The 21,973-nt window shown below is 67.9% G+C and carries 20 protein-coding genes and 1 riboswitch; of the genes, 14 read left to right on the top strand and 6 right to left on the bottom strand.

What is annotated here, in order from left to right; translation table 11 throughout:
• Positions 1–108: 108 nt before the first annotated feature.
• The 3 genes from ilvA to C8C95_RS13785 all read left to right on the top strand — a co-directional run bounded on the left by ilvA (position 109) and on the right by C8C95_RS13785 (position 3,154).
• Complete coding sequence (ilvA, locus tag C8C95_RS13795) at positions 109–1,668, top strand: threonine ammonia-lyase, biosynthetic (protein WP_015012579.1); 1,560 nt, start codon at positions 109–111, stop codon at positions 1,666–1,668.
• 80 nt (positions 1,669–1,748) lie between these two features.
• Positions 1,749–2,555, top strand: coding sequence for an adenosylcobinamide-GDP ribazoletransferase (gene cobS / locus C8C95_RS13790; RefSeq protein ID WP_116748956.1), 807 nt, complete (start codon positions 1,749–1,751; stop codon positions 2,553–2,555).
• Positions 2,552–3,154, top strand: a complete 603-nt coding sequence (locus C8C95_RS13785) for a histidine phosphatase family protein (RefSeq protein ID WP_116748955.1) — start codon at positions 2,552–2,554, stop codon at positions 3,152–3,154. Before cobS ends, C8C95_RS13785 begins: the two co-directional genes overlap by 4 nt.
• A gap of 31 nt (positions 3,155–3,185) precedes the next feature.
• Here the strand turns inward: C8C95_RS13785 and C8C95_RS13780 are convergent, their stop codons facing one another.
• Positions 3,186–3,635, bottom strand: coding sequence for a type II secretion system protein N (locus C8C95_RS13780; RefSeq protein ID WP_056646703.1), 450 nt, complete (start codon positions 3,633–3,635; stop codon positions 3,186–3,188).
• A gap of 72 nt (positions 3,636–3,707) precedes the next feature.
• Here C8C95_RS13780 and gspG point away from each other — a divergent pair, with 72 nt between their 5' ends.
• From gspG to C8C95_RS13730, 10 genes are all read left to right on the top strand, one after another.
• Positions 3,708–4,148 (top strand): type II secretion system major pseudopilin GspG, encoded by a 441-nt coding sequence (gene gspG / locus C8C95_RS13775; RefSeq protein WP_116748954.1) that lies wholly within the window; start codon positions 3,708–3,710, stop codon positions 4,146–4,148.
• A 174-nt stretch (positions 4,149–4,322) separates the two neighbouring features.
• Entirely contained in the window at positions 4,323–4,754 is a 432-nt protein-coding gene (locus C8C95_RS13770; RefSeq protein ID WP_056059165.1) for a prepilin-type N-terminal cleavage/methylation domain-containing protein, read from the top strand.
• A 2-nt stretch (positions 4,755–4,756) separates the two neighbouring features.
• Positions 4,757–5,125 (top strand): type II secretion system minor pseudopilin GspI, encoded by a 369-nt coding sequence (gene gspI / locus C8C95_RS13765; protein ID WP_056059169.1) that lies wholly within the window; start codon positions 4,757–4,759, stop codon positions 5,123–5,125.
• A gap of 104 nt (positions 5,126–5,229) precedes the next feature.
• Entirely contained in the window at positions 5,230–5,886 is a 657-nt protein-coding gene (locus C8C95_RS13760; RefSeq protein WP_116748953.1) for a prepilin-type N-terminal cleavage/methylation domain-containing protein, read from the top strand.
• Positions 5,883–6,896 (top strand): type II secretion system minor pseudopilin GspK, encoded by a 1,014-nt coding sequence (gene gspK / locus C8C95_RS13755; RefSeq protein WP_116748952.1) that lies wholly within the window; start codon positions 5,883–5,885, stop codon positions 6,894–6,896. Before C8C95_RS13760 ends, gspK begins: the two co-directional genes overlap by 4 nt.
• Positions 6,897–6,991: 95 nt before the next feature.
• On the top strand, positions 6,992–8,278 hold the full coding sequence (gspL, locus tag C8C95_RS13750) for a type II secretion system protein GspL (protein WP_116748951.1): 1,287 nt from the start codon (positions 6,992–6,994) through the stop codon (positions 8,276–8,278).
• On the top strand, positions 8,275–8,829 hold the full coding sequence (gene gspM, locus C8C95_RS13745; RefSeq protein WP_116748950.1) for a type II secretion system protein GspM: 555 nt from the start codon (positions 8,275–8,277) through the stop codon (positions 8,827–8,829). Before gspL ends, gspM begins: the two co-directional genes overlap by 4 nt.
• A 41-nt stretch (positions 8,830–8,870) precedes the next feature.
• Complete coding sequence (gene gspN, locus C8C95_RS13740; protein ID WP_116748949.1) at positions 8,871–9,683, top strand: type II secretion system protein N; 813 nt, start codon at positions 8,871–8,873, stop codon at positions 9,681–9,683.
• Between the two features lie 4 nt (positions 9,684–9,687).
• The gene (gene gspD / locus C8C95_RS13735; protein WP_116748948.1) at positions 9,688–11,967 is read left to right on the top strand and encodes a type II secretion system secretin GspD; all 2,280 of its coding nucleotides are present in this window, start codon (positions 9,688–9,690) and stop codon (positions 11,965–11,967) included.
• Between the two features lie 13 nt (positions 11,968–11,980).
• The gene (locus C8C95_RS13730) at positions 11,981–13,369 is read left to right on the top strand and encodes an ATPase, T2SS/T4P/T4SS family (protein WP_116748947.1); all 1,389 of its coding nucleotides are present in this window, start codon (positions 11,981–11,983) and stop codon (positions 13,367–13,369) included.
• Between the two features lie 66 nt (positions 13,370–13,435).
• Here the strand turns inward: C8C95_RS13730 and C8C95_RS13725 are convergent, their stop codons facing one another.
• From C8C95_RS13725 to lpxC, 4 genes are all read right to left on the bottom strand, one after another.
• Positions 13,436–15,085, bottom strand: coding sequence for a methyl-accepting chemotaxis protein (locus tag C8C95_RS13725; RefSeq protein WP_060984922.1), 1,650 nt, complete (start codon positions 15,083–15,085; stop codon positions 13,436–13,438).
• Between the two features lie 196 nt (positions 15,086–15,281).
• Positions 15,282–17,186: a phosphomethylpyrimidine synthase ThiC gene (gene thiC, locus C8C95_RS13720; protein WP_116748946.1), complete on the bottom strand. Its 1,905-nt coding sequence runs from the start codon at positions 17,184–17,186 to the stop codon at positions 15,282–15,284.
• 122 nt (positions 17,187–17,308) lie between these two features.
• A riboswitch (TPP riboswitch) is annotated at positions 17,309–17,431 on the bottom strand.
• Positions 17,432–17,486: 55 nt separating this feature from the next.
• Positions 17,487–17,663: a hypothetical protein gene (locus tag C8C95_RS23695; RefSeq protein ID WP_015012563.1), complete on the bottom strand. Its 177-nt coding sequence runs from the start codon at positions 17,661–17,663 to the stop codon at positions 17,487–17,489.
• 12 nt (positions 17,664–17,675) lie between these two features.
• Positions 17,676–18,599: a UDP-3-O-acyl-N-acetylglucosamine deacetylase gene (lpxC, locus tag C8C95_RS13715; protein ID WP_116748945.1), complete on the bottom strand. Its 924-nt coding sequence runs from the start codon at positions 18,597–18,599 to the stop codon at positions 17,676–17,678.
• A 193-nt stretch (positions 18,600–18,792) separates the two neighbouring features.
• On the opposite strand from lpxC, the gene C8C95_RS13710 reads away from it, so the two are divergent.
• Positions 18,793–20,574 carry a methyl-accepting chemotaxis protein gene (locus C8C95_RS13710; protein ID WP_116748944.1) on the top strand — a complete coding sequence of 594 codons (1,782 nt, stop codon included), beginning with the start codon at positions 18,793–18,795 and terminating at the stop codon, positions 20,572–20,574.
• A gap of 143 nt (positions 20,575–20,717) precedes the next feature.
• Here the strand turns inward: C8C95_RS13710 and ftsZ are convergent, their stop codons facing one another.
• Entirely contained in the window at positions 20,718–21,959 is a 1,242-nt protein-coding gene (ftsZ, locus tag C8C95_RS13705) for a cell division protein FtsZ (RefSeq protein WP_015012560.1), read from the bottom strand.
• Between the last annotated feature and the right edge of the window lie 14 nt (positions 21,960–21,973).

Here is a 21,973-nt window from a genome sequence, read left to right as displayed (position 1 = left end):
CGGCAGGCTGCCGTCCCGGATGCCTCGGCCCCTCGCCAGGGCGACGCCCTATGATGTGGGCCCCCGCCCGCCGCCCTGCCCCGGTGGGGCTCTCCTCCCGCACCTGCCATGACCCAGCACCTCACCCCCGCCGACTACCTCAAGAAAATCCTGACTGCCCGCGTGTACGACGTGGCGGTGGAGTCGGCGCTGGAGCCCGCCAAGAACCTCAGCCGCCGCCTGCACAACAAGGTACTCCTGAAGCGCGAAGACCAGCAGCCCGTGTTCAGCTTCAAGCTGCGGGGCGCTTACAACAAGATGGCGCACCTCACGCCCGAGCAGCTGCAGCGCGGCGTGATCTGCGCCTCGGCCGGCAACCACGCCCAGGGCGTGGCCATGAGCGCCCACCGACTGGGCACGCGCGCCGTGATCGTGATGCCCACCACCACGCCGCAGCTCAAGATTGATGCCGTGAAGACGCTCGGTGGCGAGGTCGTGCTGTTTGGCGAGAGCTATTCCGACGCCTACGGCCATTCCGTCCAGCTGGAAAAGGAACAGGGCCTGACCTTCGTGCACCCGTTCGACGACCCGGACGTGATCGCTGGCCAGGGCACCATCGCCATGGAGATCCTGCGCCAGCTGCAAAGCCTGGGCAGCAACCAGCTCGATGCCGTGTTCGTGGCCATTGGCGGCGGCGGACTCATCTCGGGTGTGGCCAACTACATCAAGGCCGTGCGCCCCGAGATCAAGGTGATCGGCGTGCAGATGAACGACTCGGACGCCATGATCCAGTCGGTGCAGGCCCATGAGCGCGTGACGCTGGCCGATGTGGGCCTGTTCTCCGACGGCACGGCCGTGAAGCTGGTGGGCGAGGAAACCTTCCGCGTGGCACAGGGCCTGGTGGATGACTACATCACCGTCGACACCGACGCCGTCTGCGCCGCCATCAAGGACATTTTTGTGGACACGCGCAGCATCGTCGAACCCGCCGGGGCGCTGGCTGTCGCTGCCATCAAGCAGTACGTGGCCCAGCGCAAGACCAAGGGCGAGACCTACGCGGCCATCCTGTGCGGCGCCAACATGAACTTCGACCGGCTGCGCTTCGTGGCCGAGCGGGCCGAGGTGGGCGAGGAGCGAGAAGCGCTGCTCGCTGTCACCATTCCGGAAGAGCGCGGCAGCTTCCGCCGCTTCTGCGAGGTGGTCGGCGGCCTGCCCGGCGGCCCGCGCAACGTGACCGAATTCAACTACCGCATCAGCGACGCCGCCCGCGCCCATGTGTTCGTGGGCCTGACCACCAACGGCAAGGGCGAATCGGAAAAGATCGCCAAGAACTTCAACCGCCACGGCTTCGAGGCGCTGGACCTGACGCACGACGAGCTGGCCAAGGAACACCTGCGCCACCTGGTGGGCGGGCACTCGGCGCTGGCGCAGGACGAGCGCCTGATGCGCTTTACCTTCCCCGAGCGACCCGGTGCGCTGCTCAAATTTTTGAGCCTGATGCAGCCGACCTGGAACATCAGCCTGTTCCACTACCGCAACCAGGGCGCGGACTATGGTCGCATCCTGGTGGGCATGCAGGTGCCGCCCGAAGACAAGGCGGCCTTCGACGCCTTCCTGGCCACGCTGGGCTACCCCTATGTGGAAGAAACGCTGAACCCGGCCTACCGCCTGTTCCTGCGCTCCAAATAATGCCCAAAATGGCTGCAAGCGCTAGTTGAAAATGCCTTGACAGCTATCAAATCAGAAGCACCAAGCCTCCACTGCAGACCATGCAAGCCCTGCGCCACTACCTGCTGGCCGTGCAGTTCTTCACCCGCATCCCCGTCACTGGGCGGCTGGCGAACTGGGTGGGCTACAGCCCGGCCATGCTGCGGGCCAGCGCGGCGCACTTTCCGGGCATCGGCTGGCTGGCGGCGCTGCTGTCCACGGCCGTGTATGCCGCGCTGCACTGGGCGCTGGCGCCCAACCCGCTGGCCCCGGCCGTGGCCGCAGTGTTCTGCACCATCGCCACGGTGCTGATGACCGGCGGCTTTCATGAAGACGGCCTGGCCGACGTGGCCGACGGCCTGGGCGGCAGCTACGACCGCGAACGCGCGCTGGACATCATGAAGGACTCGCGCATCGGCGCCTTCGGGGCCATGGCGCTGGTGCTGGCGTTACTGGCCAAGCTCAGCCTGTTGGCGCTGCTGGGGGCGCACAGCCTGCCGGTGGCACTGGCGGCCCTGGTCGGCGCACACGTGTTGTCGCGCTTTTGGCCCCTGCTCATCGTGCGCAGCATGCCGCATGTGGGTGACACGGCGCGCTCCAAAAGCAAGCCGCTGGCCGACCAGATCTCCGGCCAGGCACTGGTTGCGGCGTTTTTATGGTGTTTTCCGCCCCTTGCGCTAGTCGGATATGCCCAGACAGCTCTCTTTTTGGTAGCACCCATCGCTCTCAGCGCGCTCTGCGCGGGCTGGATGGCGCGCTGGTTCGCCCGACGGCTGCAAGGCTTCACCGGCGACTGCCTGGGCGCCACGCAGCAGGTGAGCGAGATCGGGTTCTACCTGGGCGCGGCCATCGCACTGCGATGGCTATGACGCCCCCCCCTGCCTCCACCAGCAGCCGCCTGTGGCTGGTGCGCCATGCAGCCCCGCTGGTTCCCCCGGGCACTTGCTACGGCGCGTGGGACGTGCCGGCCGACGCGCAGGCCACCCGCGCTGCGGCAGAGCGCTTGGCAACGGCCCTGCCCTCGGGGGGGCGCGCTGCGTGCGTGGCGTATTCCACGCTACAAAGATGTGAGCTTCTGGCGCATGAATTACAAGCGCTCAGACCGGATTTGACCTTCACTCCCGACGCCCGGCTGCGCGAGATGGACTTCGGCCGCTGGGAAGGGCAAAACTGGGACGCCATCGGCAAAAGTGCCATCGACATCTGGGTGGCCGGGTTCGCCACCCACACACCCGGCGGGGGCGAAAGCCTGGCCCACATGCTGCACCGCGTGGCGGCAGCCCTGCAGACCGCCCAGGCGTGGCGCACTGAACAGGGCGTGAAGGAGGTGGTGTGGATCACCCACGCCGGAGTGGCCCGCTGCGTGGCCTGGTTGCAGGAGCGGGGTGAGAGCGCCCTGCCCCGCTCAGAGGACTGGCCGGTAGTGGCACCGGGCTGGGGGGAATGGGAAATCAGGGAGCTGGCCTGACGCCACGTGCGGCAGGCCAACAAAAAGAACGTCAGTTTTTCAGCGGCATGTCCAGCGTCACCGTGGCAGGCCCGCCCATGCTGGCCCCCAGTTGCGCCTGGCGGGGGCCCAGGGCCTGCAGCACCAGCCCCTCATCCACAGCAGCGCCAACACGGAAGGGCTTGGCGGGCTTGCCGTCCACGGCAATCAGTGCCGCCCCGCCCCCGCTGCTGCGCCCCGACAGCACGCCGATCAGCGTGAACCGGCTTGCGGTAGGCGCCACCGGTGCTGCCACGCCAGGGGCGGCAGGTGCCGCACCCAGCAAACGCGCCAGCGCCTGCGCATCCATGGCCACCGGGGCAGGCGCCACGGCCGGCGCGGTGGATGCGGACGAAGGCGCCGACAGACGCAGCCCCCAATAGACCACGCTGGCGCCGGCTGCTGCCCAGAGCACCAGAGTCCCCAGGCGGACGCCCCATTTGCTGTACGTATTGGTCACCATGCGGAGATTATGATTCAGGCGATTCGACCATCCGAGAGACCGCCAGCAGTGAACACTTCTTTCTCCCTCCTTGTGCGCTCCGCCCCGCGCCGCGTTGCCAAGTCCGTGGCCCGTGGTTTCACCCTCATCGAACTGATGGTGGTGCTGGTGATCATCGGCGTGCTGGCCGCGCTGATCGTGCCCAACGTGCTCGAACGTGCCGACGATGCCCGCGTGACGGCCGCCCGCACCGACATCACCAACATCATGCAGGCGCTCAAGCTCTACCGCCTGGACAACCAGCGCTACCCCACGGCCGAGCAAGGCCTGCAGTCGCTGGTCATCAAGCCCACTGTGGGCCCCGTACCCGGCAACTGGAAGCTGTACCTGGAGAAGCTGCCCAACGACCCTTGGGGCCGCCCTTACCAATACCTCAACCCCGGCATCAAGGGCGAGATCGACGTGATGTCGTTTGGCGCCGATGGCCAGTCGGGCGGCGAAGGCAAGGACGCCGATATTGGCAGCTGGCAGTAAAGAGATGTGGTCCCCACGGTCGTGCACTGGCGTGTCACTCCCTGCTCCCCGCAGCAGGCTCGCCCCGCGCTTCGCTGGTGCATGGGGCTGGGCCTTGCTTGGGGCGGCCCGGCGCTGCGGCCGTGCGCCTGGTGGATGCGCCGTCACCGTTGCGACCGCCCATCGCGCAGCTTCATGAACCGCTCGCGCGGATTCACCCTCCTGGAGCTGCTGGTGGTCATCAGCATCATGGCGCTGGCCACGGCGGGCGTGGGGCTGGCGATGCGCGATGGCGGACAGACGCAGCTGGAGCGGGAAGCCGCACGGCTGGCGGCGCTGCTCGAATCCGCGCGTGCACAGTCCCGCGCAGGGGGCATCCCCGTGCGCTGGCGCGCGCTGCCGGGGGGCTTCCGCTTTGAAGGGCTGCCGCGCAGCGCGCAGGCCGCTCTGCCCAACCAGTGGCTGGACCCCGGCACCGTGGTGCGCGGGCCGGCAGTGCTGCTACTGGGCCCCGAGCCCCTGATCGGCCCGCAGCAGGTGCTGATCACTCACCAGTCCTCCCCCGACCGCACCCTGCGCATTGCCACCGACGGTGTGCGCCCGTTTTCCGTGGATGCGGTGCAGTGAGGATGCGCCGCCCTCTCATCGGCCACCGGGGTTTCACGCTGGTGGAAGTGCTGGTGGCGCTGGCCATCGTAGCCATTGCCCTCATGGCGGGGCTGCAGGCCACGACGGCACTCACGCGCAACGCCCTGCGGCAGTCCGACATCGTGCTCGCGCAGCTGTGCGCGGAGAACGAGCTGGTCAAGGCCCGGCTCTCGCGCCAGATGCCCAGTGTGGGTGACAGCAACCTGACCTGCGAACAGGCCGGGCGCCAGCTGCAGGTGGTGACCATCGTGCGGCCTACGCCCAACCCGAGTTTTCGGCGCATCGATGCGCAGGTGCTGGACGGGGACAACTCCATCCTGCGCCTCTCCACCATCATTGGAAGGTATTGATGCCCCCCCTGAGTCGCTTCGCGCCTTCCCCCCGTGAGGGGGACGCACCCGGTGGCCTGGCAGAGCCAGTTCCACGGGTGCGCTGGCCTCGCGTCGCGCCAGTTTTGAAGGTCCCGCGCGGCTTCACGCTCATCGAGCTGCTGGTGGCCATCAGCGTGATGGCGCTGATTGCCATCCTGAGCTGGCGCGGGCTCGATGGCATGGTGCGGGCGCAGGAGTCCACGCGCCAGCGGGCAGATGAGATGCTGGTGCTGCAGGCTGCGCTGGGGCAGTGGGGTACGGACCTGGACGCCCTGATGCCCGTTGCCAACACCACGCCGCTGGACTGGGATGGCCAGGTGCTGCGCCTCACCCGCCGCAGCAGCGCCGTGCCCGACGAGGGTGCGCTGGTGGTGGCTTGGACCCGCCGCAACAACAACCAGGGCGTGGGCCAGTGGCTGCGCTGGCAGTCGCCGCCGGTGCGCACCCGCGCCGACTGGCGGCAGGCCTGGGAGCAGGCCGCCCAGTGGGCGCGCACGCCGGGCGACGCCGAGCGGCGCTACGAGGTGACGCTGCTGCCGCTCGACAGCTGGCAGATCTTCTACTACCGGGGCGGCGCGTGGTCCAACCCGCAGTCGAGCACGGGCACCCCGTCGGGCGACAGCACCTCAGCCATTCCGGACGGCATCCGCCTGCAGATCACCCTGCCCCCGGGCCAGGCGCTGGCAGGCCAGCTGACGCGCGACTGGGTCAACCCCGTGCTGGGCGGAGGCAGGACATGAGCCCCCACCGGCTCGCGCGTTGGCGGTGCCAGTGGCACAGACGTAAAGAGCACGGCGCCGCCCTGCTCGCCGCCATGCTCACCGTCACGCTGGTCGCCACCTTTGCGGCGGCCGCGATGTGGCAGCAGTGGCGCGCGGTGGAGGTCGAGACGGCCGAGCGCGGCCACGTGCAGTCCACCTGGATCTTGGTCGGTGCGCTCGACTGGTCGCGGCTCATCCTGCGCGAGGATGGGCGCTCCGGCGGGGCCGACCACTTGGCCGAGCCCTGGGCCATCCCCCTGCAGGAGGCCCGGCTGTCCACCTTCCTTGCGGCCGACAAGAACGTGACCCAGGTGGACGATGCCAGCACCGACACCACGGAGGCCTTCCTGTCCGGCCAGATCACCGACCTGCAGGGCCGCCTGAACATCACCAACCTCGCGGAGGGCGGGCAGGTGCAGGCTGTGGCGCTGCGCCAGTTCACCCGATTGTTCGAGCGCCTGGGCCTGCCCGGACAACAACTGAGCACCCTGATCGACGGCCTGCGCCGCGCGCAAGCGGGTGCGGGTGCCGACAACGGCTCCGCCCCCCTTCTGCCGCCCAGCGTGACCCAGCTGGGGTGGCTGGGCCTGACCCCGGCCACGGTGGCGGCGCTCGCCCCGCATGTGACGCTGCTGCCTGTGCGCACCCCGGTCAACCTGAACACCGCCGACATCAACGTGCTGATGGCCGCCATCGACGGGCTGGACAGCGCCACGGCGCAGAAGATCGTGCAGACGCGCGAGGCGCGGCACTTCCGCACCCTCAGCGACGTGCGCGACCTGGTGGGCGCCAGCATCGACATCAACGAAAGCGCCCATGCCGTGGCCTCGTCGTACTTCGAAGTGCGGGGCCGCCTGCGCCTGGGCGATGCGATGGTGGACGAGCGCTCTTTGGTCCGCAAACAGGGCATCGACGTGACCACGCTGTGGCGCGAGCGCGGGGCCTTCGACCGGGAAACCACGCAAACCCTGCAAGGGGCGCAGCGTTGAGAACCTGTTCTGAGGCACAACAACCCTCAACACCGCACCACCCACACCGCCGCCGTGTCACGCCCGCCCCCTAAAATGGCCCGCAAAACCCGCCCATGAGCACCCTGATCCTTTTCCTGCCGCCGGCACGCCCGGGACCCGCCTCCGAGTACGCCTACACGCTCACGGCAGACGGCCATTCCGCCCTCCAGCACGCCACCGCACCCGCTGCCCTGCTGCCCGAGCCCACCCGCCCCGGCGGCGAGGTCGTGGCCGTGGTGCCCGCACGGGCGCTGTCGTGGCAGCGCGTAACCATTCCGGCCGGTGTGCCGCTGGGCGCCGGCCAGCAGACGCCCCGGCTGCGCTCGGTGCTGGAAGGCCTGCTGGAAGACCGCGTGCTGGACGATGCCAGCCAGCTGCACTTTGCGCTGCAACCCGGCGCACAAAGTCGTGCGCAGGCTGGCGAGCCGGTGTGGGTGGCCGTGTGCGACCGCGCCTGGCTGCGCGAACACCTGCAGGCGCTGGAGGCTGCAGGCCGCCGCGTGGCCCGCGTGGTGCCCGAATTTGCGCCCGGCCCCACGGGCAGCGGCCAGCCCGAGCTATGTGCCCTGGGCACGCCCGAAGAGGCCTACGTGGTGCTGACCGGCCATGGCGCCGACCAAGGCGTGGCGGTGCTGCCGCTGACCCCCATGGCCCTGACCCTGGCGCGCGCCGGCCTGCCGACCGCCGACAGTGGTGACGACCCAGCCCTCACGGTCCGCGCCGAGCCCGCCGTGGCTGCACTGGCCGAACGCACCCTGGGCCAGCAAGGCCAACGCATTGCCCTGCACACCACCAGCCAGCGCGCGCTCTATGCCGCCCGCGGCGACTGGGACCTGGCGCAGTTCGACCTCTCCAGCACCAGCAGCACCCGCGCGCTGCGCAAAGTGGGCAGCGCGCTGAGCGCGGCGCTGTATGCCCCGCAGTGGCGTGCAGCCCGCTGGGGCGCGGGCGTGCTGGTGGTGGCGCACGTGGTGGGGCTCAATGCCTGGGCCTGGCAAGAACGGCAGGCGCTGGCCGACAAACAGGCCAGCGTACGCAACACCCTGACCCAGACCTTCCCCAAAGTGCAGGTGGTGGTCGATGCGCCGGTGCAGATGGAGCGCGAGCTCGCCCAGCTGCGGCAGGCTGCCGGCAGTGTGTCGGCGCGCGACCTGGAGCCCCTGCTGGCAGCAGCCGGTGCGGCGCTGCCCGATGGCCGCCTGCCCAGCAGCATCGAATACACGCCCGGCGAGCTGCGCCTGCGTGGCGTGACCCTGGCGCCCGATGAAGAATCTGTGGTGTCTGGCCGCCTGCAAGCCGCCGGCTACCGCGCCCGCATGGACGATGGCAGCCTGTTGCTGCGCACCGAGGTGAGCCCATGACCCGAACCTCCGCCCTCCAGGACCGCTGGAAAGCCCTGGCGCCCCGCGAGCAGAACCTGGTGCTGGTCGCCGGCACGGTGGTGGCGCTGGCCCTGCTGTGGTGGGTGGCTGTCGCCCCCGCGCTCGGCACCTTGCGCGCCGCGCCCGCGCGGCACGCCGCACTCGACGCCCAGCTGCAGCGCATGCAAAGCCTGCAGGCCGAGGCCCAGCAGCTGCAGGCCACCCCCGCCACCAGCCCCGGCGATGCCGTGGGCGCGCTGCGCACCGCCCTCACGCAGCGCCTGGGCAACACGGCACAGCTCAACGTGGCGGGCGACCGCGCCACGGTCACGCTCAAAGGCGCATCGGCCGACGCGCTGGCCCAGTGGCTGGCCCAGGCCCGCAGCAACGCCCGCGCCACGCCGCTCGAAGCACGCCTGACCCGCAGCGCTGCTCCTGCTGCTGCGGCGCCGACTGGCAATGCTCCCGTCACCCTGGGCAGCACGCCCGTGGCCATGCCCCGCTGGGATGGCACCGTGGTGCTGGCCCTGCCCGCCGCACCCGCCCGCTGACCCGCCGCTCCGTCACCGCCCTGAACGACACCCTCCCCACCGTGGCCCGCAACCTCCGTCCGACACGCCCCGCCCCCCGCTCCGCCCCCCGCACCGCGTGGGGCTGGGCATGGGCCGGTGCGCTGGTGGGCGTGCTGCCCGCCGTGGTGGCCTTTGCGCCCGCGCACTGGCTGGCCGGCGGCGTGGCCCGCGCCACCCAGGGGCAGGTGCAGTTGCTGCAGCCACGCGGCACGGTGTGGACCGGATCGGCACAGCTGGTGCTGACCGGCGGCCAGGCCAGCAAAGACAGCGCCGCCCTGCCCGGCCGGGTGGACTGGCAGCTGCGTCCCACCTGGGGCGGTCTGCGCGCCCGGCTGCAAGCGGGTTGCTGCACGGCGGAGCCCCTGCAGGCCCAGGTGCACCTGCGCTGGGCCGGCCCGCAAATCACCCTGGCCGACGGCCAGAGTCATTGGCCCGCCGCGTTGCTGGCGGGCCTGGGCACCCCCTGGAACACGCTGCAGCCGCAGGGCCAGCTGGCGCTGCAGACCCGCGCACTGGCCGTGCAGTGGGCCGCTGGCCGCATGGTGCTGTCAGGCCAGGCCCAGCTGGATGCACGGGCCATGTCCTCGCGCCTGTCCACCCTGCGCCCCATGGGCAGCTACCGGCTGGTGCTGCAGGGTGGCGAGGTGCCCACACTCGCCCTCAGCACGCTCGACGGGGCCTTGCAACTGAGCGGCAGCGGCCAGTGGGTGGGCAACCGCCTGCGCTTTGCGGGCGAGGCCAGCGCCACCCCCGAGCGGGAGGCCGCGCTGTCCAATCTTCTGAACATCATCGGACGGCGCAATGGCGCGCGCTCCATCATCACCGTGGGTTGAATCTATGACTTTCCTGTTTGCTCCACGCCTGCGCTTCACTCTCAAAACCATAGCAGCCAGCGCAATACTTACCTGCGCCAGTGGTCAGATTGGCGCCCAAACGGCGGTGGACACCCGCACCGGCAGCGTGCGCCCCAGTGAACCCGTCACGCTCAACTTTGCCAACGCCGAGATCGAGGCCGTGGCCCGCACCATGGCCACCATCACCGGCCGCAACGTGGTGGTGGACCCACGGGTCAAAGGCCAGCTCAACCTCGTGACCGAGCGCGCGGTGACGCCTGCCGCCGCGTTCCAGCAGTTCCTGGCCGCGCTGCGCCTGCAGGGCTTCACGGTGGTGGAGGCGGCGGGCCTGTACAAGGTGGTGCCCGAGGCCGACGCCAAGCTGCAGGGAGGCAGCGTGAGCGTGGTGCAGGGCAACGCGGGCAGCGCGCCCGGCGGCGGGCAGATCGTCACGCAGATCTTCAAGCTCAACTTCGAGAACGCGGCCAACCTGGTGCCGGTGCTGCGCCCGCTCATCAGCCCCAACAACACCATCAACGTGAACCCTGGCAACAACTCGCTGGTGATCACCGACTACGCCGACAACCTGCAGCGCCTGGCGCGCATCGTGGCGGCCATGGATGTGTCCAACGCCAGCGATGTGGAAGTGATTCCGCTCAAGAACGCGATTGCCAGCGACCTGGCGCCACTGGTGTCGCGCCTGATCGACGGCGGCAGCGCCAACGGGGGCGCCGCCGCTGCGGCCGCGCCCGGTCAGGCCGACACATCGTTCAAGACCACCCTGATTGCCGAGCCGCGCAGCAACTCGCTGATCCTGCGCGCCGCCAACCCGGCCCGCGTGGCCCAGGTGCGCGCCCTGGTGGCACAGCTGGACCAGGCGCCTGCGCCCGGCAGCAGCGCCGCCAGCGGCAACATCCATGTGGTCTACCTCAAGAACGCCGACGCCACCAAGCTGGCGACCACCCTGCGCGCCGCCATGGCAGCCATGGGCGGCAACAATGGCGGTGCGGCCAGCGGCGGGGGTGGTGCCAGCGCGCCCGCACCCAGCACGGGGCTGAGCACCGGCGGCATGCTGTCCACCAACGGCAGCTCGTCCAGCAGCAGTAGCACCGGCGGCCTGGGCTCCAGCGCGAGCGCCATGGGCACCAGCAGTACCAACAACAACCAGCCCTCCACCGGCGGGCAGATCCAGGCCGACCCCACCACCAACTCGCTCATCATCACCGCGCCCGAGCCGCTGTACCGCCAGCTGCGCGACGTGATCGACAAGCTCGACGGCCGCCGCGCGCAGGTGCTGGTCGAGAGCCTGATCGTCGAGGTCTCCGCCAACAAGGTGGCCGAGTTCGGCATCCAGTGGCAAGGCGTTCTGGGCAAGAACGGTGATGGTACCGTGGGCGTGATCGGTACCAACTCCGGCCAGGCGGGCGCCAACATCCTGGGAGTCACGGCCGCGCTGGCCTCGGGCTCCACCACCTCCATCGCCTCGGCGGCCAGCTCGCTGGGCAAGGGACTGAACCTGGCGCTGGCGCCACGCGTCAACGGCCAGTACTACCTGGGCGCGCTGGCGAACTTCCTGCAGAACAGCGGCGACGCCAATGTGCTCTCCACCCCCAACCTGATGACGCTGGACAACGAAGAGGCGCGCATCATCATCGGCAACAACGTGCCCTTCGTGACCGGCTCGTACGCCAACAGCACGGGCAGCAGCACGGTGAACCCGTTCACCACAGTGGAGCGCAAAGACGTGGGCCTGATGCTCAAGGTGCGCCCGCAGATCAGCGAGAACGGCACGGTGAAGATGGCGATCTACCAGGAAGTCTCCAAGATCGACACCGCTACGCTGAGCAACGCCAACGGCCCCACCACCAGCAAGCGCTCCATCGAGTCGAACGTGGTGGTGGACGACGGCAACATCATCGTGATTGGCGGCCTGCTGGAAGACAGCTACTCGCAAGGCCAGGACAAGGTGCCGGTGATGGGCGACATCCCGGTCCTGGGCAACCTGTTCCGCAGCGAGAACCGCACCCGCAACAAGACCAACCTGATGGTGTTCCTGCGCCCCATTGTGGTGCGTGACAACGCCACCAGCGACGCGTTGATGATGGACCGCTACGAGGCCATCCGCGCGCTGCAGCAGACCACCCAGCCCGCGCCCAGCGTGGTGATGAAGTCGGTGTCGGGCGCACCCATCCTGCCCGCACTGCCACAACGCACAGATCCCGGCGCCGCCACCGTGCCTACACAGCCGCTGGCGCCCCTGCCCGCAGAGACCTCGCCACGCTGAAGGGCCGCCACGCATGCGCCACCCCCTGCCCTACGCCTTTGCCCGCACCGCCCAGCTGCTGCTGGAAGACGACGGCCACCAGCTGGTGCTGTGGCACGGCCCCAGCCCCGACGCGGGCGCGCTGTCCGAAGTGCTGCGCAAGCACCCGGTGCAGCAACTGCTTGCGCTCGATGCGCCTGCCCTGGCCCAGCGCATCAGTGCGGCCTATTCGCACAGCGAATCGAGCGCCGCCACCGTGGTGAGCGAGGTTGAGAGCGACGCCGACCTCTCGCGCATGATGCAGGAGCTGCCGGCCGTCGAGGACTTGCTGGAATCAGCCGGCGACGCGCCCATCATCCGCATGCTCAACGCCCTGCTCACGCAGGCCGCGCGCGACGGCGCGAGCGATATCCACATCGAGCCCTACGAGCGCCACAGCAGCGTGCGCTTTCGTGTGGACGGCACGCTGCGCGAAGTGGTGCAGCCCAACCGCGCACTGCACGCCGCCCTGATCTCGCGCCTGAAGATCATGGCCGACCTGGACATCAGCGAAAAACGCCTGCCCCAGGACGGCCGCATCAGCCTGCGCCTGGGCACCCGAGCCATCGACGTGCGCGTTTCCACCCTGCCCAGCGCCCATGGCGAACGCGCGGTGCTGCGTCTTTTGGACAAGAGCGAAAGCAAGCTGAGCCTGGAGGCCGTGGGCATGCAGGGCGACACCCTGCACCGCTTCGAGGGCCTGATCGGTCAGCCGCACGGCATCATCCTGGTCACCGGCCCCACGGGCTCGGGCAAGACCACCACGCTGTACGCGGCGCTGGGCCGGCTCGACGCCACGCGCAACAACATCATGACGGTGGAAGACCCCATCGAATACGAGCTGCCCGGCGTGGGGCAAACCCAGGTCAACAGCAAGATCGAGCTGACCTTTGCCAAGGCCCTGCGCGCCATCCTGCGGCAGGACCCGGACATCATCATGATTGGTGAAATCCGCGACTTCGAGACCGCGCAGATTGCCATCCAGGCCTCGCTCACGGGCCACCTGGTGCTGGCCACGCTGCACACCAACGATGCGGCCAGCGCCGTCACGCGCCTGACCGACATGGGCGTGGAGCCGTTCCTGTTGTCGTCGTCTTTGCTGGGCGTGCTGGCCCAGCGCCTGGTGCGCAAGTTCTGCAGCCACTGCCATGGCGCGGGCTGCGAGCACTGCGGCCAGACGGGTTACACCGGCCGCACCGGCGTGTTCGAGCTGCTGGTGACCACGGACGCGATCCGCGCGCAAATCCACGCCCAGGCGTCAGAGGCCGACATCCGCGCCGCCGCCATGGCCGATGGCATGGCACTGATGCGAGAGGATGGCGAACGCCTGATTGCCGCCGGCATCACCAGCCGCGAAGAAGTGCTGCGGGTGACGCGGGACTGATTTGCTATACATCTGATAGCTGCTAGCGCATGAAGCACTAGCGCTATCAGCCAAAAACACCTGAAATTACCGGATCTGCAACGCAGGTCGGCGCGCCGCCTGGGCGACGGCGGGTGCTGCGGCAACGGGGGTGTTGAACGTGGCCGAGGGCGATGCGCCATCCTGCAGCTTGAACTGGCTGACCGCGCTGTTGAGGTGGTGGGCCTGCTCGCGCAGCGACTCGGACGCTGCGGTGGATTCCTCCACGAGCGCCGCGTTCTGCTGCGTCATTTGGTCCAGCTGGGTGACCGACTGGCTGATCTGGCCGATGTTGTCGCTCTGCTCGGCCGACGAGGCGGTGATCTCCGCAATGATGTCGGACACACGCCGCACGCTGCTCACGATCTCCGTCATGGTCTGACCGGCCTGGCTCACCAGGCGCGAGCCGTCTTCCACCCGCTCCACCGACGAACCGATCAGGCCCTTGATTTCCTTGGCGGCCTCGGCGCTGCGCTGCGCGAGGTTGCGCACCTCGCTGGCCACCACGGCAAAGCCGCGGCCTTGCTCACCGGCACGGGCGGCTTCCACGGCGGCGTTCAGCGCCAAGATATTGGTCTGGAATGCAATCGAATCGATCACGCCCGTGATGTCGGCAATCTTGCGCGAGCTGGTGGTGATCTGGTCCATGGTGGTCACCACCTGCGACACCACGGCGCCGCCGCGTGCGGCCACCTCGGCAGCGGTCGACGCGAAGTCGCTGGCCTGGCGCGAGGCCTGGGCGCTTTGCTGCACGGTGCTGGTCAGCACTTCCATCGACGAGGCCGTCTCTTCCAGGTTGGCCGCCGTCTGCTCGGTGCGGTGGCTCAGATCGTGGTTGCCGCTGGCGATCTCGGAGCTGGCGGTGGAGATGTTGCCCGCCGCGTCCTGCACCTGGCGCACCAGGTCACGCAGCGAGTCCTGCATGCGGCCCATGGCGCCCACCAGCTGGCCCACTTCGTCCTGGTTCATGGCCGCCACATCGCGCGACAGGTCGCCGCTGGCAATGCGTTCGGCCAGCTCTTGTGCCTGCCCGAGGGATTTGGTGATGGAGCGCACGCTGAAGAACGTGAGCGGAATCAGCACGGCCAGTGCCAGCACCAGGCCCACGCCGATCAGCGCGGCCATGGTGGAGGTGCGTGATTCGACGCCCGCACGGGCCTCGTCCATCTGCGCACGGGCCGAGTCCGCGAGGCTGGAGAACAGCTTGTCGGTGGCCTCCATGTGGACCTTCAGGCGATCGGCGTAGGCGCCGCCACCCGCACCGTCCAGCTGCGCGCCTTCGATCTTCTCGAAGATGGGCGAAATGCCGGTTTCGTACTGCTTGATCTCGTCCAGCGATTTGTCGATGGAGGCCACAAAATCGGCATCGCCCGACTGCACCTGGCGCACATCGGCCAGGCGCTTGCGCAGGGAGGTCAGGGTCTTGGCCCAGGACTCGCGCAGGGCAGAGACCTCGACCGAGTTGTTGAAGTTGATGATGATGTCTTTTTCGGTCCGGCGCAGGTCACCCAGGGTGGTGCGCAGCTCGGACATGTCGGTCAGCGTCTGCACGCGCTCTGAAAACAGCACCTGCAGGGTGCCGCGCGTGCGGTCCAGGGCTACGTAGCCCATGGCACCGATGACGACCAGAAGGATCAGGGAGAAGACGGTTCCGAAGTAGAGACGCGTGCGGATGGAGAAGCGGCCGAGAGCATTCATGGCTCTTCCTTACATTTTTTAACAGATAGTCCAGCATAGCAAATTTGGTGCCACACACACCCCCCACCTTCTGGGCCGGGGGTGGGCGGGACTATATGCCGGGCCAGGCCGTCCGCCGCACAGGGTAAGCACGGCCCCGGGGCCCTGTTTCAGGGAATCCTCGGGGCCAGTAGCTGCGCTTATTGCGCCGCTGCCATCACACGGGCTTGAGGGGGATGTACAGCTCGCCGCCGCCCTGCTGGAACTCGGCCGCCTTGGCCTGCATGCCCTGGGCCAGGGCTTCGGCCTCGGCCACGCCCTTTTGCGCGGCAAAGTCGCGCACTTCCTGGGTGATCTTCATCGAGCAGAACTTGGGCCCACACATCGAGCAGAAATGCGCCACCTTGGCCGAGTCCTTGGGCAGGGTCTCGTCGTGGTATTCCTTGGCCGTCTCCGGGTCCAGGCCCAGGTTGAACTGGTCCTGCCAGCGGAAGTCGAAGCGCGCTTGGCTGAGCGCATCGTCGCGCGAGCGGGCGCCGGGGTGGCCCTTGGCCACGTCGGCCGCGTGGGCGGCAATCTTGTAGGCAATGATCCCTTGCTTCACGTCGTCACGGTCGGGCAAGCCCAGGTGCTCCTTGGGCGTCACGTAGCACAGCATGGCCGTGCCCATCCAGCCGATCATGGCCGCGCCAATCGCGCTGGCGATGTGGTCGTAGCCCGGCGCGATGTCGATGGTCAGTGGGCCCAGGGTGTAGAACGGCGCTTCGTGGCAGGTCTTGAGCTGCTCGGTCATGTTGGCCTGGATCATGTGCATGGGCACATGGCCGGGGCCTTCGATCATGGTCTGCACGTCGTGCTTCCAAGCCACCTGGGTCAGCTCGCCCAGCGTGTGCAGCTCGGCAAATTGCGCTTCGTCGTTGGCATCGGACGCGCAGCCAGGCCGCAGGCCGTCACCCAGGCTGAACGACACGTCGTACGCCTTCATGATGTCGCAGATGTCCTCGAAGTGCTCGTACAGAAAGCTCTCGCGGTGGTGCGCCATGCACCACTTGGCCATGATGGAGCCCCCGCGCGACACAATGCCCGTGCGCCGCTGCGCCGTGAGGTGGATGTAGGCCAGACGCACGCCCGCGTGGATGGTGAAGTAGTCCACGCCCTGCTCAGCCTGCTCGATCAGCGTGTCGCGGAAGATTTCCCAGGTCAGGTCTTCGGCCACGCCGCCCACCTTTTCCAGCGCTTGGTAGATGGGCACCGTGCCAATCGGCACGGGCGAATTGCGCACGATCCAGTCGCGCGTGGTGTGAATGTTCTTGCCGGTGGACAGGTCCATCACGTTGTCGGCGCCCCAGCGGATGGCCCACACAAGCTTTTCCACTTCTTCTTCAATGCTCGACGTGACGGCCGAGTTGCCGATGTTCGCGTTGATCTTGACCAGGAAGTTGCGGCCAATCGCCATCGGCTCCACCTCGGGGTGGTTGATGTTGGCCGGAATGATGGCGCGGCCCCGGGCCACTTCGTCGCGCACGAATTCGGGCGTGATGATGCGAGGGATGCTGGCACCCATCGGGTTGCCCATCAGGCGCTTCTCACGGCCTGCGTCGGCCATGTACTGCTCCATCCACTCGCGCTTGCCGTTTTCGCGAATGGCCACGTATTCCATCTCGGGCGTGATGATGCCCTTCTTGGCGTAGTGCATCTGCGTAACGTTGGCACCGGCTTTGGCGCGCAGGGGCTGGCGCTGCAGGGCCGCAGCCTCGGCGCGCAGCTGGGCCAGGCGGGTGGCGTCTTCGCTCTTTTGCCCGTCGTCCAGCGCCACGGGCGCGCGGCCCTCGTAGTGCTCCACATCGCCACGGCCGGTGATCCAGCCGCCACGCACGCTGGCCAGGCCTTGGCGCACATCGATCACGGCGTTCGGGTCGGTGTAGGGGCCCGAGGTGTCGTACACGCTGACCAGCTCGCCGTTGGTGAGCGCGATGTCACGCACGGGCACGCGCAGGTCGGCGTGCAACTGGCCGGGGATATAGGCCTTGCGCGATGCGGGGAAGGGTTCGCGGGTGCGGGCGAGCAGCTCGGCAAACTTTTCAGCGCTGGCCAGTGGGGTGTGAGGGTCGGGGGCGTTCATGGGCAGGTCTCCTGGTTCCGGTGGCGGTGGGGTCTGCTCCGGAATGGACCTGTGCGCCCCTCGGATGGCTGCGCATGGCAGCCCCTGAGGCAAGGCGTGCCCACAGGGACTGCGGGCACGGGGACAAGGAGGTCGGCTCTTCTTCCGCCGGTATGAACCGGATCAAGTTCGTCGGGTTCGCAAGCTCGCCTGAATTCCTTCAGGCCCTTGCATCTCAGCGCATCAGCACACCCCGGAGCAGGCGCGAGTATAGGGCAGAGGAAATAACGGGCCCGCAGAGCCCGCGCATCAGCCGATACATCAGGCCAGGCGGCCGATGAGGATCACTGCAAAAAAGAACACAGCGGCAATCACCGTCCACTTGAGAATGACGAGCCCCAGGCGCTTGTAGCGCGGCTGCCCGGTGCCGGCATAAAACGCAAATGACACGGCGGCCGCCAAAAGCAGCAGCATGGCCAGCCAGCGAAAGATCAACATGGCCAACGGGCCCTACCAGGCACGCGCAGGCTGCGCAAAGCCGGTGGGTGCCTGGCGCTCATCCTCGAAGGTGATCACTTCCCAGGCATCGCGCTGGGCCAGCAACTCGCGCAGCAGCAGGTTGTTCATGGCATGGCCCGAGCGGAACGCGCTGTAGGCGGCCAGCAGCGGCTTGCCGATGAGGTAGAGGTCGCCCATGGCATCCAGGATCTTGTGCTTCACAAACTCGTCGTCGTAGCGCAGGCCGTCACTGTTGAGCACCTTGTAGTCGTCCATGACGATGGCATTGTCCAACCCGCCGCCCAGCGCCAGGCCGTTGGAGCGCATCATTTCCACATCGCGGGTGAAGCCAAAGGTGCGCGCGCGAGCGATATCGCGGCTGTAGTTGCCTTGCCCCAGGTCAAACTCCACGCGCTGGCCGGTGGAGTCCACGGCCGGGTGGTCAAAGTCGATTTCAAAACTGAGCTTGTAGCCGTGGTACGGCGTGAGGCGCGCCCACTTGGCATTGGCACCCTCACCCTCGCGCACCTCCACGGGCCGGGTGACGCGGATAAAGCGCTTGGGTGCGTTCTGCAGCTCCACCCCGGCGCTTTGCAACAGGAACACAAACGAGGCCGAAGACCCATCGAGGATGGGGACCTCTTCGGCCGTGATGTCCACGTACAGGTTGTCGATGCCCAGCCCCGCACAGGCCGACATCAGGTGCTCCACCGTGTGCACCTTGGCATTGCCCACTGCGATGGTGGACGCCAGCCTCGTATCCGTCACAGCCTCGGCACGGATGGGAATGTCCACCGGCTGCGGCAGATCCACCCGCCGGAACACGATGCCTGTGTCCGGCTGCGCGGGCCGCAGGGTCAACTCGACCCGTTGGCCGCTGTGCAGACCCACGCCTACGGCGCGGGTCAGGGTCTTGAGGGTGCGTTGCTGGAGCATCTGCGCATTTTAGTTTCTGCGGCACCGCCCCGCACGTGCCGAGGTCTTGTCGCACCTCAAAGCGACGCGTACGTAGAGCTACCGCCGCGTTTTCACCTACTGTGCAGGCCCCATGGTTCGCCGCACAATTTGGTACAGAGGGCCTTAATAACCACAACATGAACACACGACACCCGCCCCACAGGAGACCCCCATGAGCAAACTCAGTTTCAAGATGAAAGTCATGCTCATGATCGGCACCGCGCTCACGGCGCTGCTGATCATGGCCATCCTGTCGCTCCTCCAGGAGCGACGGCTGATCACCGAGTCCCGCAAGGATCTGCTGACCACCGCCGTCCAGTCCGCACACAGCATCGTGGTCGGTTACCAGGCCAAGGCCGCGAGCGGCGCCATGTCGGTGGAAGACGCGCAGAAGGCTGCCAAGGACGCCCTGCGCATTGCCCGCTACGGCGGCCCCGAGGGCAAGACCGAATATTTCTACATCTGGACCACCGAGGGCATGGGCGTGATGCACCCCTTCAAGACCGAGTGGGACGGGCAGGACATGCTCGGCAAGGTCAAGGATGGTTCGGGCGTGGACATCATCGGCCTGCTGGTCAACGGCATGCGCAGCAGCAAGGACGGCAAGGCCTTTGTACCCACCATGTTCGCGCGCCCCGGCCAGCAGACGCCCGTGCCCAAGCTGCAGTACATCGTCAAAGTGGACGGCTGGAACTGGATGGTGGGCTCCGGGCTGTATACGGACGACGTCGATGCCATGCTGCGCAAGGCCCTGTGGTCGAGCCTTGCACTGGTGGTGGCGGTGTTTGTGGCGGTGGGGGTGATCGGCCTGCTGGTGTCGCGCTCGGTGTTGCGCCAGATTGGAGGCGAACCCACCCACGCCATTGCCATCATGTCCGAGGTGGCCGAAGGCAACCTCGACGCCCAGATCCCAGCCGCCCCACCGGGCTCCATGCTCGACGGCCTGGCCCACATGGTGACCTCGCTGCGCAAGCTGGTGACCGAAGTGCGCTCGGCCACCGACAGCATCGCCACCGCGTCCAGCGAGATCGCCCAGGGCAACAACGACCTGGCCCACCGCACCGAAGACACGGCCAGCAACCTGCAGACCACGGCCAGCAGCATGGAGGAGCTGACCAGCACCGTGAAGCAGACGTCCGACTCCGCGCAGACCGCCAACCAGATGGCCACGTCCGCCGCTGAAGTGGCCGCACGCGGGGGCGAGGTGGTGTCGCAAGTGGTGTCCACCATGCAGGACATCAACGCCAGCAGCAAGAAGATCAGCGACATCATCGGCGTCATCGACGGGATCGCGTTCCAGACCAACATCCTGGCGCTCAACGCCGCCGTGGAGGCCGCCCGCGCAGGCGAACAGGGCCGGGGCTTTGCAGTCGTGGCGGGCGAGGTGCGCAGCCTGGCGCAGCGCAGCGCCGAGGCTGCCAAGGAGATCAAGTCGCTGATCGGCGCGTCGGTCGAAAAGGTCGAGTCCGGCACCGCACTGGTGGGCAATGCAGGCGCCACCATGACGGAGATCGTGGCCAGCGTGCAGCGCGTGACCGACATCATTGGCGAGATCCGTGCGGCCACATCGGAGCAGAGCCAAGGCATCGCGCAGGTCAACACGGCCATGAACCAGCTGGACCAGATGACCCAGCAGAACTCGGCGCTGGTGGAAGAATCCACGGCCGCCGCCGACAGCCTGCGCGAGCAAGCCATGAAGCTCACCCAGGTGGTGGCGCTGTTCCGCGTGAACGGCAGCACCTCCGCGCCCGCCCCGGCCAGCCGCCCCGCAGCCGCGCCCCGCCCCGCCGTGGCCCCTGCCGTGCGTGCGGCAGCGCCCCGCCCGGCTCTGGCCAAGGTGCCGGCAGCCCCTCGTGCTGCTGCGCCTTCACCCGCGCCAGCGGCGGCATTGCCCCCCAAGGCAAGCAGCCCCAAGCCTGCGGCTGACAATAACGATGACTGGGAATCTTTTTGATCACTGAGAGGCCTGGGGCCACCCAGGCCTGAACGCGCGCTGAAGCACGCTACATCAGTAAAAAAGCCCTGCCAGCTTGCGCTGGCAGGGCTTTTTGTTTTACACCCCCATCAAGGGGCGGCGAAGTGCGATCAGCGGGGCTCTCAGTCTGCCTGCTTGCGCAGGAAGGCGGGGATCTCCAGGTCATCCATGCCGCCGGACGACAGGGCATCCACGCGGGCTGCAGCCTGCGTACGGTTGGTGCGCCACACGCTGGGCACCGACATGCTGCCGTAGTCGGCCTGGGCGCTGCCGGCATGGCCGCCAGGAACGCCCACAGCGCCACCCAGCGTGCCCACACCAGCGACGGGCATCTGGTAGGCCATGTTGTCCGTGCCCGTGCGCAGACCACCTTGCACCACCGAGATGGGCTGGCGGCGTGCATTGGCACGCGACAGGCCCGTGGCCACCACGGTCACGCGGATCTCATCGCCCAGGCTTTCATCGTAGGCGGCGCCGAAGATCACATGCGCATCGGTGGATGCGTAGGCGTTGATGGTGTTCATGGCCTGGCGCGACTCGGACAGCTTGAGGCTGCCCTTGCTGGCCGTGACCAGCACCAGCACGCCCTTGGCGCCCGACAGGTCGATGCCTTCGAGCAGCGGGCAGGCAATGGCCTGCTCGGCAGCGATGCGTGCGCGGTCCGGGCCGCTGGCCGTGGCCGTGCCCATCATGGCCTTGCCGGGCTCGCCCATCACGGTGCGCACGTCTTCAAAGTCCACGTTCACCTGGCCGTATTCGTTGATGATTTCAGCGATGCCGCCCACGGCGTTCTTGAGCACGTCATTGGCGTGGGCAAAGGCTTCGTCCTGGGTGATGTCGTCGCCCAGCACGTCCAGCAGCTTTTCGTTGAGCACCACGATCAGCGAGTCCACGTTGGCTTCCAGTTCGGCCAGGCCATCGTCCGCATTCTTCATGCGGCGACCGCCTTCCCAGTCGAAAGGCTTGGTGACCACGCCCACCGTCAGGATGCCCATCTCCTTGGCCACGCGCGCGATCACGGGCGCAGCGCCCGTACCCGTACCGCCGCCCATGCCCGCCGTGATGAACAGCATGTGGGCGCCGGAAATGGCTTCACGGATATCGGCCACCGCTGCCTCGGCCGCGTCGCGGGCCTTCTCGGGCTTGCCCCCTGCGCCCAGCCCGCTGTTGCCCAGCTGGATGACGCGGTGGGCCGAGCTGCGTGTGAGCGCCTGCGCGTCGGTGTTGGCGCTGACAAACTCCACGCCCTGCACGCTGCGGGCAATCATGTGCTCGACGGCATTGCTGCCGCCGCCGCCCACACCGATCACCTTGATCTGGGTGCCCTGGTTGAATTCTTCGGCTTCGATCATTTCGATGGTCATCTTGGAGCTCCTGG

The organism is Acidovorax sp. 99, from assembly GCF_003096455.1.
GTDB lineage: Bacteria > Pseudomonadota > Gammaproteobacteria > Burkholderiales > Burkholderiaceae_C > Acidovorax > Acidovorax delafieldii.
This window is presented reverse-complemented; position numbering and strand designations above follow the sequence as displayed.